Annotated in this window: 12 protein-coding genes; 7 read left to right on the plus strand and 5 right to left on the minus strand. The window is 55.3% G+C overall.

The features are described from left to right. Positions 1–69: 69 nt before the first annotated feature. Complete coding sequence (ydcK, locus tag EH164_RS11315; RefSeq protein ID WP_124968286.1) at positions 70–1050, minus strand: YdcK family protein; 981 nt, start codon at positions 1048–1050, stop codon at positions 70–72. A 111-nt stretch (positions 1051–1161) separates the two neighbouring features. On the opposite strand from ydcK, the gene tehB reads away from it, so the two are divergent. Continuing rightward, positions 1162–1758 carry a tellurite resistance methyltransferase TehB gene (gene tehB, locus EH164_RS11320; protein WP_124968287.1) on the plus strand — a complete coding sequence of 199 codons (597 nt, stop codon included), beginning with the start codon at positions 1162–1164 and terminating at the stop codon, positions 1756–1758. A 33-nt stretch (positions 1759–1791) separates the two neighbouring features. On the opposite strand, the gene pepT is transcribed toward tehB, so the two are convergent. After that, positions 1792–3021 carry a peptidase T gene (gene pepT / locus EH164_RS11325; RefSeq protein WP_124968288.1) on the minus strand — a complete coding sequence of 410 codons (1230 nt, stop codon included), beginning with the start codon at positions 3019–3021 and terminating at the stop codon, positions 1792–1794. 106 nt (positions 3022–3127) lie between these two features. On the opposite strand from pepT, the gene EH164_RS11330 reads away from it, so the two are divergent. Beyond that, on the plus strand, positions 3128–4723 hold the full coding sequence (locus EH164_RS11330) for an ABC transporter substrate-binding protein (RefSeq protein ID WP_124968289.1): 1596 nt from the start codon (positions 3128–3130) through the stop codon (positions 4721–4723). A 34-nt stretch (positions 4724–4757) separates the two neighbouring features. Here EH164_RS11330 and EH164_RS11335 read toward each other — a convergent pair whose 3' ends face one another. Then, positions 4758–5660, minus strand: coding sequence for a DMT family transporter (locus EH164_RS11335; protein WP_124968290.1), 903 nt, complete (start codon positions 5658–5660; stop codon positions 4758–4760). Between the two features lie 173 nt (positions 5661–5833). On the opposite strand from EH164_RS11335, the gene EH164_RS11340 reads away from it, so the two are divergent. Next, positions 5834–6709: a helix-turn-helix domain-containing protein gene (locus EH164_RS11340; RefSeq protein WP_124968291.1), complete on the plus strand. Its 876-nt coding sequence runs from the start codon at positions 5834–5836 to the stop codon at positions 6707–6709. Here EH164_RS11340 and EH164_RS11345 read toward each other — a convergent pair. Both EH164_RS11345 and EH164_RS11350 read right to left on the minus strand, forming a co-directional pair. Further along, on the minus strand, positions 6706–8115 hold the full coding sequence (locus EH164_RS11345; RefSeq protein ID WP_241175029.1) for a PhoPQ-activated protein PqaA family protein: 1410 nt from the start codon (positions 8113–8115) through the stop codon (positions 6706–6708). The two genes, EH164_RS11340 and EH164_RS11345, sit on opposite strands and share 4 nt — an antisense overlap. 123 nt (positions 8116–8238) lie before the next feature. Then, positions 8239–9423 carry a benzoate/H(+) symporter BenE family transporter gene (locus EH164_RS11350; RefSeq protein ID WP_124968292.1) on the minus strand — a complete coding sequence of 395 codons (1185 nt, stop codon included), beginning with the start codon at positions 9421–9423 and terminating at the stop codon, positions 8239–8241. Between the two features lie 216 nt (positions 9424–9639). Here EH164_RS11350 and EH164_RS11355 point away from each other — a divergent pair, with 216 nt between their 5' ends. From EH164_RS11355 to EH164_RS11370, 4 genes are all read left to right on the plus strand, one after another. Beyond that, on the plus strand, positions 9640–11679 hold the full coding sequence (locus EH164_RS11355) for a beta-galactosidase (RefSeq protein WP_124968293.1): 2040 nt from the start codon (positions 9640–9642) through the stop codon (positions 11677–11679). Then, entirely contained in the window at positions 11676–13055 is a 1380-nt protein-coding gene (locus EH164_RS11360; protein ID WP_023478881.1) for an MFS transporter, read from the plus strand. Before EH164_RS11355 ends, EH164_RS11360 begins: the two co-directional genes overlap by 4 nt. 64 nt (positions 13056–13119) lie before the next feature. Further along, positions 13120–14016 carry an arabinose operon transcriptional regulator AraC gene (gene araC / locus EH164_RS11365; RefSeq protein WP_241175030.1) on the plus strand — a complete coding sequence of 299 codons (897 nt, stop codon included), beginning with the start codon at positions 13120–13122 and terminating at the stop codon, positions 14014–14016. 63 nt (positions 14017–14079) lie between these two features. Beyond that, positions 14080–14652 carry a helix-turn-helix domain-containing protein gene (locus EH164_RS11370; RefSeq protein ID WP_124968294.1) on the plus strand — a complete coding sequence of 191 codons (573 nt, stop codon included), beginning with the start codon at positions 14080–14082 and terminating at the stop codon, positions 14650–14652. Positions 14653–14735: the final 83 nt, after the last annotated feature.

Consider the following 14735-nt stretch of genomic DNA (forward strand, 5'->3'; position numbering starts at 1 on the left):
AGTGAGCAGATAAGACGAAGGGCGCGGCGTTTTATTCCCGGCGGATGAAAATAAATTTATGGGTGCTTGTCAGAGCGAGCCGACCAGCGGCGTACGGGTAATGCGCTGCTCGCCGTTAACCACTTTCGGGCCGCGCAGCAACAGGCTGTCATCCTCTGCGGCAATAATCACCGCGTTATCGGCGATCTCCACTTCATGCGCGATAAGCACATTCCCCTCAATGCGCGCGTTGCCCTGAATCACCACCTTTTCATCGAGCTGCAACGGCCCGCCGCGCAGCTGCGCATGGCCGCCAACTAATACGTGATGTTTCAGCACACAGTTGCCTTCGACGCGGGCATTTTCCGCCACCTGCGCACTGTAACGAAGGGTCGGGATCTCATCATCCTGTCGACCAGCAATCACCCGGGCGTGACCGTAGACTTTGGCGCAGTCGCACACCCAGACATCGTTGATCTCGTTACCGTCGAGCAGAGCAAAATCGAACACCTCGGCGCGATGCTCAATAAAGGCGTAATTGACGGTCGCATCGCCATAGATTTGTGCCTGGTGAACCACGCGCGAATGGCTGACCGTTGCGCGATCGTAAATCTGCAACACCTGTTCGCGCTCCTGAGTTAATCCGCGCGCGGCGATGATATCGCAACCGCTAAGAATGCGTGCCTCACCGCGCAACTGGCAGACGCCGCGCACGGTGGAGGATTGCACCGTGACGTTGTCACGTAAAATCGCGCCGTGGCTTAGCTCGCAGCCATCGACCCAGGCGTTATCACTGATTTCTACATTCAGGCAGATGACACACGATCCCGTAATGCGTGCGTTGTCGCGGATGCGGCAACCATCAAACACCATGCTGTTTTCGTCGTAAATCCAGCAGTTTCCCGCTTGATCGAGCACCTGCTCATCATCAACCCAGCCGCCCGCGCTGCCAGCGGTAACATCATTAAAATCGCGCAAGGCGATAATCTGGCGCAGCGCGACGCTCTTTTTCTCGCCGCCGAGCGGGTAACTGAAGAGGCGCGTCTCATCACTGAGGCGGTATTTGCTCATGCTTATCTTCTCCGGATGACATTACTTAACCGTAGCAAATATTTGGACGCTGGCTATCAACGGGTGAAATTCATAAAATGCATGCAAAATACCAATTAAAGGCTGTGAATAATGACCATGCGTGATGAGAACTACTTTACTGAAAAATATGGCATGACCCCGACGCACTCGGAAGTGCTGAACGCGATGAACTACATCACGCCAGGCAAGGTGCTCGATCTCGGCTGCGGTAACGGTCGCAACAGCCTCTACCTGGCAAATAAAGGTTTTGATGTCACGGCCTGGGATAAAAACCCCAACAGCCTGAGCAATCTCCAGCGCATCCGTGAAGCGGAAGGGCTGAATAACCTGCATATCGACAGCGTCGATTTAAACAACCTCACTTTCGACGGCGAATATGACTTCATTCTCTCCACCGTGGTGATGATGTTCCTCGAAGCGAAAACCATTCCGGGGCTGATTGCGAACATGCAGCGCTGCACCAAACCGGGCGGCCACAATCTGATTGTCGCGGCGATGGATACCGCTGATTACCCGTGCAACGTCGGCTTTCCGTTTGCTTTCAAAGAGGGTGAGCTGCGTAACTACTACGCGGGTTGGGAGCTGCTGAAATATAACGAAGAGGTGGGGGAACTGCACCGCACCGATGAGCAGGGCAACCGCATCAAACTGCGCTTCGCCACGCTGCTGGCGCAAAAACCGGCGTGATAAAAAAGCAGCCCGTTGCCGGGCTGCATTATCTTAACGGGCCGCCAGCAGGCAGAGCTGCAACGCCACGTTGTAGGAGGCTTCAAACGCGCGCAGGGGTAAAAACTCAAAGCGCGAGTGGAAGTTGTGCGCGCCGGTAAAGAAGTTTGGCGTTAACAGGCCCTTAGCCGAGAGCGCCGCGCCGTCCGTCCCCCCGCGCATCGGCGTCGGTTTCGGCGTAATGCCGAGCGTCTCCATCGCCTCGAACATCAGATCGATGGCGCGGCGGTCTTCACCAATCGCATTACTGATATTGCTGTAGATATCGCTGACGCGGTACTCCACTTTTGCCGTCGGGTATTGCGCGGCAATCATCTCAGCGACTTCGCCAATCTGCGCTTTGCGGCGGGCGAAACTCTCTTTATCGAAATCACGAATGCTGGCGCTCAGGCTGGCATGTCCCTGAACGGCTTCCATGCCGTTAAACCAGATATAGCCTTCGCGGCCTTCGGTATTTTCCGGCGTCTGTTGGCGGTCGAAATGGCTGATGTAATCCATCGCCATCAGCAGTGGGTTAACCAGCACGCCTTTGGCCGACATCGGGTGCGCAGTGACGCCGGTAAAGTCGATCTGCGCGCTGGCACCATTGAAGTTCTCGTAAACAATCTCGCCCAACTCGCAGCAGTCGATAGTCCACGCAAAATCGACGTCAAAACGCGCCAGATCCAGCGCTTTCGCGCCGCGCAATCCAACCTCTTCATCGGGAACAAAGGCCACCACAATATCGCCGTGGCGCTGTTCGGTCGTCAGGTTCTCCAGCAGCGTCATCACCACCGTTACTGCGGCTTTGTTATCCGCGCCGAGCACGCTGGTGCCGTCACTAAAAATAATCTCTTCGCCGGGATAGGCGAGGATCTCCGGGTGCTCCTGCACGCGCAGCCAGATCTCTTCTTTGGCATTCAGGCAGAGATCTTCTCCCTCAAAACGCAGGATCTGCGGATGAATATGCGGCGACAAACCGACATCAACGGTGTCGATATGGGTGATAAAACCGATGCGCGGCGCGCCCTCAACGTTGCCCTTTTTCACCGCCGTAACGGTGGCGCAATCGTCGATAACAATCTCCTCAAGACCGAGGGATTTCAACTCATTGGCCAACTCGCGGGCCATATCAAACTGGCCGGGCGTGGTGGGCAGGGTGGTGGCATTTGCGTCGCTTTGACTGGTGATACTCAGGTAGCGAAAGAAGCGCTGCGTTAATTGACTGGCTAGCGGCGAGGGCATAGTGATTCCTTCTTTATTCGTATTATCAGGTGTTTGCAATTTCACTTTAATGTTATTTATGAGCAGGCAAACAACAAGCATTAAAAATAAAACAACAGGAAACACTATGATTAGCAAACCGACAACACTTGCTCTGGCGTTGACCACGTTGATAGTCACATCTTCTGTGGCGGCAAAAACACTGGTTTATTGCTCTGAAGGCTCACCGGAAAACTTTAACCCGCAGCTTTACACCTCCGGCACTAGCGTGGATGCCAGCGCGGTTCCGGTCTATAACCGGCTGGTCGATTTCAAAGCCGGTACCACCGAGTTACAGCCGAGCCTGGCCGAGCGCTGGGAGGTCAGCGAAGATGGCAAGGTCTACACCTTTCATCTGCGAAAAAATGTGAAGTTTCAGAGCAATAAATACTTTAAGCCGACGCGGGACTTTAATGCTGATGATGTGATTTTCTCGTTTATGCGGCAAAAAGATCCGCAAAACCCCTACCACAACGTCTCTAACGGCACCTACTCCAACTTTGAAAGCCTCGAGTTTGGCTCACTGATTACCGCCATCGATAAAGTCGACGATCACACGGTTCGCTTTACGCTGGCGCACCCCGAAGCGCCGTTTGTCGCCGATCTGGCGTGGTACTTCGCCTCGATCCTCTCCGCCGAGTATGCCGATGCGATGTTAAAAGCCGGTACGCCGCAGCGCGTCGACAGCGATCCGGTCGGCACCGGGCCGTTCCGCCTGGCGCAGTACCAGAAAGATTCCCGCATTCTCTTCACCGCTTTCGATGACTACTGGCAAGGGCGATCAAAAATCGACCGGCTGGTGTTCAGCATCACGCCGGATGCCTCGGTGCGCGTGGCAAAACTGGAGAAAAATGAGTGCCAGGTGATGCCGTTCCCGAACCCGGCCGATCTGCCGCGCCTGAAAGAGAACAAAGATATTACGCTGATGAGCAAAGCGGGGCTGAACACCGGTTTCCTCGCCTTCAACACGCAAAAAGCGCCGCTCGATAATGTGAAAGTGCGCCAGGCGCTGGCGATGGCGATTAACAAACCGGCGATCATCAAAGCGGTCTTCCAGGGTACCGGCACGGCGGCGAAAAATCTGCTGCCGCCGGGCGTCTGGAGTGCGGACAGCGAGCTGAAAGATTACGACTACGATCCGGAAAAAGCGAAGGCGCTGCTGAAAGAGGCCGGGCTGCCGCCGGGCACCACCATCGATCTCTGGGCGATGCCGGTTCAGCGCCCCTATAACCCGAACGCCAAGCGCATGGCGGAGATGATCCAGGCGGACTGGGCAAAAGTGGGCGTGCAGGCGAAAGTGGTGACCTACGAATGGGGCGAATATCTGAAACGGGTGAAGGGCGGCGAACACCAGGCGGCGTTAATGGGCTGGACCACCGCCACCGGCGACCCGGATAACTTCTTCGGCCCGCTCTTTACCTGCACCGCGGCTAACGGCGGCTCTAACTCGGCGAAGTGGTGCTACAAACCCTTCGATCAGCTGATTGCTGAAGCGAAGGCGACCACCGATCACGACAAACGCGTCGCGCTGTACAAACAGGCGCAGCAGATGATGCATGACCAGATGCCAGCGGTGATGATTGCTCACTCGACGATTTTCGAGCCGGTGCGCAAAGAGGTGCAGGGCTATGAGGTCGACCCGTTTGGCAAACACCTCTTCTGGCAGGTGGATCTGAAAAAGTAAACGCTTAGCCGCCTGTTCCGCAGGCGGCACTCTCTTAACAGAGTGACGGTTTGCGCCGCACGAACCACGTCTCCGGGCGGGTAAACATCACCAGGTTGCCCGTCAGGATCAGGCCCAGCCCCAGCACGCCCTGCGCATGCCACTGGTACCCCTCATAAAAGGTTGAAACAGTCAGCGCCACCAGAGGAAAGAGCAGGGTGCTGTAAGCCGCTTTGCCGGGGCCAATGCGGCCAACCAGCGTAAAGTAGGCACCGAAACCAATCACTGAGCCAAACAGAGCAAGATAGACCAGCGCGCCAAGATAGCTGACGCTCCACAGCGGCGTAAAATCCTCGCCGCGCAGCAGCGCAACCGCCCCCATAATCAGCGTGCCGTAGAGCATCGCCCAGCTATTAGTGGTGGCGATCTCAAGCCCGTTGCGCTGATGGCGCAGGCTGATCATATTGCCAAACGAGAAGCCGAGCGTGCCGAGCGCCGATAGCGCAATGCCCAGTAGCACGCTGCTGCTCCAGCCGCTGGCCACCAGATCCTGCCAGAAGAGGGTGACGATCCCGGCCAGCCCCATCAGCGCGGCGGCAAAAAAGCGTGCAGGCGGTCTCTGCCCGAAGAAGAGGAAGCTGTTGACGGCGTTAAACAGTACCGCCATCGAAAAGATCACCGACTCCAGCCCGGTGTTAATCCACGCCGCGGCGGTATAAAAGCACCAGAAGTTGAAGCCAAAAACGCACGCGCCCTGCAACAGGCAGAAGAGGTGATCGCGCCGCGACAGCGCACGTAGTTTGCCCCGCGCCAGCAGCACCAGCATCATCACCGTGGTTGCCAGCGCAAAGCGCCAGAAGATCGACACCGGTGCCGCCACCGGCCCCTGCTGCAAAAATATGGCAATCCACGTTGTGCCCCAAATCACCACCACCAGACTATAAAGTAATGCGTTCATATCGCTTCCCGTTCCCTTTCATGAACGCCTATTGTCGTCAGGCGCGGCACACCTTGCTTGCATCCGCTTGCGGGCGACTTGCATATTCTTGCGCTTTTCTTTACACAACGCTGGCTTCTGCGATTCGCTCTTCTTAGACTGGGGTTCTGGTTGAGAAACGATAAGTGCCGCGAATGACTGATAGCTATGACGCCTTTGAAAACCTGCGCAAACACAACGCCGTGCTGCATAACTCGGTGGCGTTGCACGACGGGATTCAGCTGGCGGCATGGTCCAACAAACGCGATAACATCACCCAGTATTGCAACCACCACACCCTCAGTCTTTATATTGCCGACGGCTATGAGAGCTACCACAAAACCGCCTCCGGCTGGAAAAACGGCGGCGGGCCGGATCGCTTCTGTCTGATGCCAAAAGAGAGCGAGTCGGTGTGGGATATTCGCGACAATCTCGCCTTTGTGCACCTCTACTGCACCGATGAGCATCTGCGCGAGGTGGGGGAGAAAGTGTGGGATCGCAGCCCGGCAACCTTCACCCTCGATGAAAAGACCTTCTCCCAGGATGCGCGCATCACCGCGCTCTACCGCCAGTTTCTGCTTGGCTGCGACTGGCAGCAAAACGCCAACCAGCTGACGCTCAGCACCGCCTCGACGCTGCTGCTGACGCACCTGGTTCAGCACTACAGCAATGTGCAGTGGCAGTTGCCGACGGTTACCGGCGGCCTGGCACCCGTCGCGCTGCGCAATGTGCTGGAGTATATCGAGGCGCATCTTGGCGAGCCGCTGCTGCTCTGCGATCTCGCCGCGCAGGTTTCGCTCAGCGAGTATCACTTCGCGCGGATGTTTCGCCAGTCGATGGGCGTGGCACCGCATCAGTTTGTGATGCAGCGCCGCATGGCGCGCGCGAAAGCGCTGCTGCTGAGCAGCAATCAGTCGCTAACCGATATCGCGCTGGCCTGCGGTTTTAACTCCGCCAGCCACTTCAGCAACCGCTTTAAAGCGGCGAAGGGGATCACGCCCTCGCAGCTTCGCGCGACGCAAAAGCGTTAATTCGCCTTCTGCGGCTCCGGTTTAAACCCGCGTCCTGGCAGCGTGCGGCAGGCTCCGCCTTGTGCAGAGGGCGCAACATCAGGGTAGACCTCATCCGGCGTAATATAGACCTGGCTTGTCGCCACAAATCCATCGCTGAAGGTCGCTTCCACAAATGTCGCCTGCCACCCGGTTGCTGGCGTCATCAGCGCCACGCTGAGCGTATTCCCTGACATCGCCGGTGGCGTAAAGGCTTCATATCTGACGCCGCAGGCATAACGGAAATCCCGTGCCAGCGGGTTGTTCGCGCGCCAGACAACCACTTTTTCCGGTTGCCCGGAGAAATGGAGTACCAGCTTATCTGAACCCTGGCGGCGCTCGGTGATGGCGGGCAGGGATTTACGCGCCTGGAAACGGTTAACGAAGGCAATCAGCGATGGCTCGGCGACCGAAAGAACCGCCTCATGGGATGCGTTCGCCACCACTCTAAGCGACTTCTCGCCGGGTAAGCGCGGGTAGTAGAAGCGGCTGTTGTCCGGCTTGTAAAAATCGTCGCCGCTGGCATTAATCACGTACTTCTTAATTTTCAGCCGTTCGCCCGCTTTGCTGCGCAAATAGGCCAGCGGATCCAGTACGCGTATCAGCCGGGCGAAATTGTCGCTGTCGATCTGTTGATCGATTTGCTGGCGATAGTAGGGATAAAACGCGACAGGCCAGTTGTTGCCATAGGAGCGATACATATGCTCCAGCGCGGCGCGGGTGTTAAGCAGATCGACGGCAAACGGCACCACGGCCACCACATCCGGGTCGGATATCGCTGCAAGCCAGGCGGCCCAGCCACGCTTTGACGCGCCGGTGACGATAAACTTCGCGATTTTCTGCGGCGCAAGCTCCCGTTTTACCAGCCGGAATGCCTGAGAGACCGATGCTGACATCGGGATCTGTAGCGGCGCATCGCCATTCTCCAGAAAGCGTTTCCAGCTGTAGGCCACGCTGTCATCTTCCGTTAGCGGCGTTGAATTGCCCTGATAATGCAGCGGCTGGTTCGGCACATTGCTGACCGACACCACTACGGTGTGGGTGGCAAGCGCAATGCGCGCCAGCGACGCTTCGTTGAAACTGGTCGCTTTACCGGCATCGTTATTCACTACCATCAGCGCAACGGTCGGTTTGGCGGCATCAGGTAGATAGATATCCACCCGGTGCTCCCAGCGTATCGGGCGTACCGCATCTTGCGGTGACCAGTTTTGCGAATGGAGCACATAGCGCTGCACCTTTACGCCGGGCAGTTCGCGGGTATCCATCCGCACATAATTGACCGGCTGAGACGCGAGCGACTGACGATAATCAGAGAGAGTATCGGCAAGCGACGAGGGAAGTGGGGTCGCAAGCGAGAGCATAAAAAACAGATAGGTGGCAATTTTCACCGCAAGACTCCTTTCATTAATTCATTACAGATCCGCTGTAGGTCGAAGTCATCTCATAACTTAATGGAATGCCTCTGTACGAATTATGATCAGGAGAGATTAAAAAGTCACCTGTTTCATTGCTCAGGCTTTAGCCGCACGGCTGAAGGTGAAATAACAAAGACCGCCGATAACCAGCCCCCAGAAGGCCGAACCCAGCCCGAGCAGCGTTATGCCGCTGGCAGTAACTAAAAAGGTGACAATTGCCGCATCGCGTTCGCGCGGGGCGTTCAACGCCTGGTGCAGACTGCCGCTAATGGTGCCAAGCAGCGCAAGGCCCGCCAGCATCTGCAGCCAGCTTGCGGGCAAGGCCGCCAGCAGCGCGGTAATCGAGCCGCCAAACAGCCCGGCCAGCAGATAAAACACTCCGGCAGCGGCAGCGGCTAACCAGCGCTTGCTGGCATCCGGGTGCGCATCCGGGCTTTGACAGATCGCCGCAGTAATGGCGGCAATCGACACCGAAAAGACGCCAAACGGCGAGAGCAGCAGCGCCAGCGCGCCAATAAAGATCATTAGCGGCGACACAGCAGGCTTGAAACCTGCTGCCTGCATGGTGGCGAAACCGGGCGCATTCTGCGACGCCATGGTAACCAGAAAAAAGGGCAGGCCAATGCTGACCAGCGACGTCCAGTGAAAGACAGGTGCGGTAAACTGCGGCGCAACGGGGGCGAGGCTAATAGCTTGCGGCGTCACGTTCCCGCTCAGCCAGGCGACCAGCGCGCCAATCAGCAGCGTGGCGACAATCGCGTAGCGCGGCGCAAGGGCTTTGGCGATAAGCCATGCCAGCAGCATCGAGCCGCCGAGCACAATATCCCCCTGAAGGTGCGAAAACGCCTGCAAACCAAAACGCAGCAGGATCCCCGCCAGCATCGCGGCGGCAAGCGTCGGCGGAATAATCTTCATCAGGCGGGCAAACAGGCCAGTCACGCCGCACAGCACAATCAGCCCATTGGCGAAGATAAAGATACCGACCGCCTCATTAAGTGAAACGCCCTGCAAACTGGTCGCCAGCAGCGCTGCGCCCGGCGTCGACCAGGCGGTTAATACCGGCATCCGATACCAGACGCTCAGCACCAGCGTACTAATACCCATCGCCACACCGAGGGCGGTCATCCAGCCAGCGATCTGCTCAGGCGTTGCCCCGGCAGCGGAGGCCGCCTGCCAGATAATGGCTGCCGAGCTGGCATAACCGACCAGCACGGCGACAAATCCCGCCAGTACAGTGTTAAAGGGAAGAGAGGAGGAGAGTGAAAGTGTGGCCGGGCGCATGTGGATGCCTTGTGCGTTATAACATCCGCACAAGGTAGCATCGTGCGCTATAGCGCACAAGATGGCGGACAGGGTTTTGTCTATGCGCCAGAGGTAAAAATGTGAGCCATCTCTGCTCCTGATGGCGATAGCAGATTTCTCAATGTTGCTAGCAGCTAATTTCATCCGGCCCGGAATTTTCTGCGTTATGTTTCCGGTAACAATGAGGAGAAGCTGATGGATAAATTACTGTTTGGTGCCGCCTATTACCGCGAATATTTGCCGATGGAACGCCTGCACGAAGATATTAAATTGATGAAAGAGGCGGGTATTAATTATGTGCGTATCGCCGAGAGCACCTGGAGCACCTTTGAGCCACAGGAAGGGGAGTTTGATTTCAGTTCCGTGCTGACGGTACTGGATGAAATGCATAAAAACGGTATCGCCGTGATTATCGGCACGCCGACCTATGCCTTACCGGCGTGGCTGGCAAAAAAATATCCGGATGTGATGGCCACCACCAGTAGTGGGAAAAATGTCTACGGTCACCGGCAAAAGATGGATATTACCCATCCCGCTTTTTTATGGTACGCCGAGCGCATTATTCGCGCGTTATTAGCGGCAACGGCGAACCATCCGGCAGTCATTGGCTTTCAAATCGACAACGAAACGAAATATTACGACACCTGCTCAGCCGGGGCGCAAATCGAGTTTGTGAAATACCTCAAAAAAGAGTTCAAAAATAGTACTGAGGCCATGAATCACGCCTTTGGGCTGGATTACTGGAGTAACCGCATTGATGCCTGGGAAGATTTTCCGCCGATTGAAGGGACGATTAATGCCAGCCTCGGCTGCGCCTTTAAACAATTTCAGCGCTCGCTGGTGACGCGTTTTCTCGGCTGGCAGGCTGAGATTGTGAAAGGCTATAAAAGCGATGCGCAGTTTATTACCCACAACTTTGATTTTGACTGGCGCAACTGGTCGTATGGTATTCGCGCCGAGGTCGACCATTTTAAAACCGCCAGCGTGCTGGATATTACCGGCGTGGATGTCTATCACCCGAGCCAGTTTCAACTCACCGGTGCGGAAATTGCCTTTACCGGCGATCTTGCGAGGGTGACAAAAGACCAGCCCTATTTTGTGCTGGAAACCCAGGCGCAGGCCTTTAAAGAGTGGACCCCTTTCCCGGGGCAGCTGCGCCTGCAAGCCTGGAGTCATGTTGCCAGCGGCGCAAGGTTGCTGGGTTACTGGCACTGGCACTCCATTCACAACTCCTACGAAACCTACTGGAAGGGGTTGCTCAGCCACGATCTGCAACCCAACCCGGTCTATCACGAGGCCTGTACGATCGGCGCGGAGTTCAACCAGCACGCGGCAACCGTAACGCGCTTCTCACGCCGCAGCCGGGTGGCGCTGGTAATCAGTAACGAATGTTTAACCGCTATCGACTGGCACCCATACCACGGCCATCAGTTTAGCCGCGATGCGCTGCACCAATATAACGACCTGTTCCGCGACTATTACGACACGCTCTATAAGATGAATATCGAAGTGGATATTATCGCCGTCGACGATGCGCGTTTGTTCCGTTATGAAATGCTGATCTTCCCGCTGCTCTACAGCGTTAGCGACGAGCGCTTACAGCAGATTAATCGTTATATTGAACAGGGCGGTCATGCCATTTTCTCCTTTAAATCCGCCTTTGCCGACGAGCATATGAAAGTGCGCACCTGCGTACAGCCGGGAATTATCAGCGAAGCCGTCGGCGCTCACTATCAGCTCTTTGTTGATCCTGACCGCACGTTATTGCATTCAGAAAGCCTCGATCTTTCTGCCGACGAGGCGCAAATCAGCGACTGGATGGAGTTAATCACTCCTGATGAAAACACCGAGGTGCTGGCGCGTTACGACCATCCTTACTGGCAACACTATGCGGCAATCACGCACAACCGGTACGGGCAGGGAACCGCCACCTATATTGGCTGCCATATCACTCCCGCAGCACTGGCAAAAGTTTATCGCCATGTTCTGCGCGACACGCTTTACCAGCACGACACAATGCCGACGGAAACCTTCCCGGTAATTATCAGGCGTGGCTTCGATAAAGATGAAAATAGCCTCCTCTACTACTTCAACTACAGTAGTGAGCCGCAAACCGTCACGTTTACTAAGCCTGCCGGGCGAGAGATGTTTAGCGGTAAAAACCTCAGGCAGAATGAGGTAATAACGCTCAAGGATTGGGATGTGCAAATTATTCTCGTGGAGAGTACAAAATGAGTGCATTAACGATTGAAGAGCAGCAAAGCGAAACCAGCACGCCCGGTTTTCGCGAGCGTTTCGCCTTTGGCCTGGGCGATTACGGTACGAATTTAACCTATACGCTGATGGTGACATTCCTGGCCTATTTTTATACCGATGTCGTCGGTATTTCAGCGGTGCTGGTCGGTTCACTGATGTTTTTCGCCCGCGTTATCGATGGCGTTATTTGTGTCTTTGTCGGGATCCGCATCGATAAAACCGATACCCGGCTGGGTAAAGCACGGCCGTGGGTATTATGGACCGCCGTACCGTTTGGATTGTCAGCATTTTTAATGGCGACGGTGCCGGGCATCAGCGATAGCGGCAAGATTATCTATGTTTGCGTCACCTATTTACTGGCGAACATCTTTTTCACCGCCAACAATATTGCCTATGGCTCGCTGCTGGCGTTGATAACCCGCGATACCTATCAGCGCGGTATTTTGAGCGTCTTCCGCAAAGGCTTATCAACCTGCGGTTCGCTGACGGTAGGCGCATTTACGCTGCCGCTGGTCGCCGCCTTCGGAAATAGCCACACCTCATGGGTAATTGTGTTCGCTATTTTTGGATTCTTTACGGCTTTGTGCCTGTTATTAACCGCCGCCTGGACACGGGAGCGCATCAAACCGGTCAATAAGGAGAATCGCAACAATATCCGTGCGGGGGTGGTCGCCGCCTCGATGCTGAAAAACCGCTACTGGCTGATGATCTTCTTTTATCTGCTGATCACCTTTACCAGCTTAACGGCGCTCTCGACCACCAGCGTCTACTACTCGCGCTATATTTTGCAGGATGTCTCAATGATGTCGTGGATTAGCGTGGCGCAATACCTGCCGGGGCTGATCACGCTATTGGTTATTCCTTATCTCATCAAGCGGCTGGGTAAACGCAATTTAGCGCTGCTCGGGCTGACCATTTGCAGCATTGCCTATTTACTGCCGTTAATTGATAAAACCAGCTCGCTGTTTGTCATTCTTGCCACCGTGGTGCGCAGTATCGGTTTTTGCGGCATTGGTGCCACGATGTTCGCCTTTCTTGCTGACACCATTGATTACGGCGAGTGGAAAACCGGGCTGCGCATTGAGGGGATCTTATTCAGCGCCGGAACGTTAGGCCAGACGCTCGGCATGGGGCTGGGCAGCGCGAGCGTGGGCTGGATCCTTGGCGCGGCCGGTTTTGTCAGCGGCGGCAACGCCCAACAGTCAAAACATGTGCTTGATATGATTGAGTTCTTGTTTATTTTCTTCCCGTTTATCCTCGCTATGCTGAATATGGTGTTGATCTGGTTTTATAAACTGGATGGTTTTTATGACCGCGTGGCGGCGGATCTCTCGCGTGGTGTATTCGCCAAATAAATGACTCGCCGCAGGCGGCTGCGGCTTTTCCTCTTTGCCTGTGCTAGCGTAAGGACGCTCAATAATGTGGCCGCAAACTCTTCCCATGAATGACGTCGATGATGAATTGCTGATCTACTCGCCTTTAATGCGTAGTTTTACCTTTAATGCCTATCTGGTGGCGGGTTATACGCCTATCGTCAAAGGCAATAAGCTGGACTTTTTTATTAACCGCCAGCAGGGAATGAAAGGCTATATTTTAAATATTACCCTGCGTGGCGCAGGGGTAATTCACCGTAATAACGAGACGTTTATCTGCCGGGAAAACGATATTTTGCTTTTCCCTCCCGGTTGCCCGCATCACTATGGGCGTGAAGCGCAAAGCGCTTACTGGGATCATTTGTGGATCTATTTTATTCCACGACCTTACTGGATTGACTGGCTGAAATGGGATCGTAACTGGCATCAGATTGGCCTGACGCAAAGTGCCGATTTGGTTTTTGTCGAGCAGTTAAAAACAGCGGTGAAAGAGGTGATTCGGCTTAACTCCTCACCAGACCGCGTGGATAAGATCCTCGCCATGAATAGTCTGGAAAAAGCGCTGCTTTACTGTTTCAAACAGCAGCCGGCGAGTAATCGCGCCTCGGTCGACCCGCGCATTAACGCTATTTGCCAATATCTGGATGAGAACCTGGCGGCTAAACTGACGATTAGCGAGCTGGCGGCGAAAGCCTATCTTTCAACGTCAAGGCTGGCGCATCTTTTTCGCCAGGAAATTGGCATGACGATTTGGGGCTGGCGGGAAAAGCAGCGTATGAGCCGGGCGGCGATGTTATTACAACATACGCAGCTGACTATTTCGCAAATCGCCCAGGTGGTGGGCTATGACGATGCGCTCTATTTTTCGCGTCTATTTCATCAGCAATACCATGTCGGCCCGCGCGAATACCGCAAACGTTATGAGCAGTTGCACTCGCTTTAGTTTCGCTCTCTAAAATAGAAACGCTGCGCTATACTCGCTGCGTTTTAATTTCCCGGAGGCGGTATGAATATCGCGGATTATCTGGCAAAAACCCTGAAAATGCTGCGTCAGGCGCGGGGCTGGAGCCTTTCAAAACTCGCAGAAGAGACCGGCGTATCAAAAGCGATGCTCGGGCAGATCGAACGTAACGAGTCGAGCCCGACTGTCGCGACGCTGTGGAAAATCGCCACCGGCTTAAATGTGCCGTTCTCAACCTTTATTGCGCCGCCGCAGAGCGACACGCCGCAGGCCTACGATCCCGACAGGCAGGCGATGGTGATCACGCCGCTTTTCCCGTGGGATGAACAGCTCCATTTTGATCTCTTCTCCATCACCCTTGCGCCGGGCGCGCTGAGTGAATCAACGCCTCACGAAAAAGGGGTGATTGAACATGTGGTGGTCATCAATGGGGTGCTGGATATGCAGCTTAACGGCGAGTGGCAGACGCTGGAGGCGGGGAGCGGCGTGCGTTTCGCGGCGGATCGGGCGCATGCCTATCGCAACAGCACCGCGCAAACCGTGCATTTCCACTCATTAATCCACTATCCAAAAGAAAAAGCCGCGAGCGAACCCGCGGCAAAAAACGACGACGATTAATACCCCATAACATCCACAACGTGACGATTTCTGTTCCTGTCACCACACTATCGCGCCAGCGACGCCGGGGGAAATAGCGATTT

This window comes from Kosakonia sp. CCTCC M2018092 (genome assembly GCF_003864115.1).
In the GTDB taxonomy this organism is placed as follows: domain Bacteria; phylum Pseudomonadota; class Gammaproteobacteria; order Enterobacterales; family Enterobacteriaceae; genus Kosakonia; species Kosakonia cowanii.

Bases quoted from the DNA above. Each gene is read 5' to 3' on its own strand.
- ydcK (WP_124968286.1), bottom strand. From the start codon at position 1,050: ATGAGCAAATACCGCCTCAGTGATGAGACGCGCCTCTTCAGTTACCCG.
- tehB (WP_124968287.1), top strand. From the start codon at position 1,162: ATGACCATGCGTGATGAGAACTACTTTACTGAAAAATATGGCATGACC.
- pepT (WP_124968288.1), bottom strand. From the start codon at position 3,021: ATGCCCTCGCCGCTAGCCAGTCAATTAACGCAGCGCTTCTTTCGCTAC.
- EH164_RS11330 (WP_124968289.1), top strand. From the start codon at position 3,128: ATGATTAGCAAACCGACAACACTTGCTCTGGCGTTGACCACGTTGATA.
- EH164_RS11335 (WP_124968290.1), bottom strand. From the start codon at position 5,660: ATGAACGCATTACTTTATAGTCTGGTGGTGGTGATTTGGGGCACAACG.
- EH164_RS11340 (WP_124968291.1), top strand. From the start codon at position 5,834: ATGACTGATAGCTATGACGCCTTTGAAAACCTGCGCAAACACAACGCC.
- EH164_RS11350 (WP_124968292.1), bottom strand. From the start codon at position 9,423: ATGCGCCCGGCCACACTTTCACTCTCCTCCTCTCTTCCCTTTAACACT.
- EH164_RS11355 (WP_124968293.1), top strand. From the start codon at position 9,640: ATGGATAAATTACTGTTTGGTGCCGCCTATTACCGCGAATATTTGCCG.
- EH164_RS11360 (WP_023478881.1), top strand. From the start codon at position 11,676: ATGAGTGCATTAACGATTGAAGAGCAGCAAAGCGAAACCAGCACGCCC.
- araC (WP_241175030.1), top strand. From the start codon at position 13,120: ATGTGGCCGCAAACTCTTCCCATGAATGACGTCGATGATGAATTGCTG.
- EH164_RS11370 (WP_124968294.1), top strand. From the start codon at position 14,080: ATGAATATCGCGGATTATCTGGCAAAAACCCTGAAAATGCTGCGTCAG.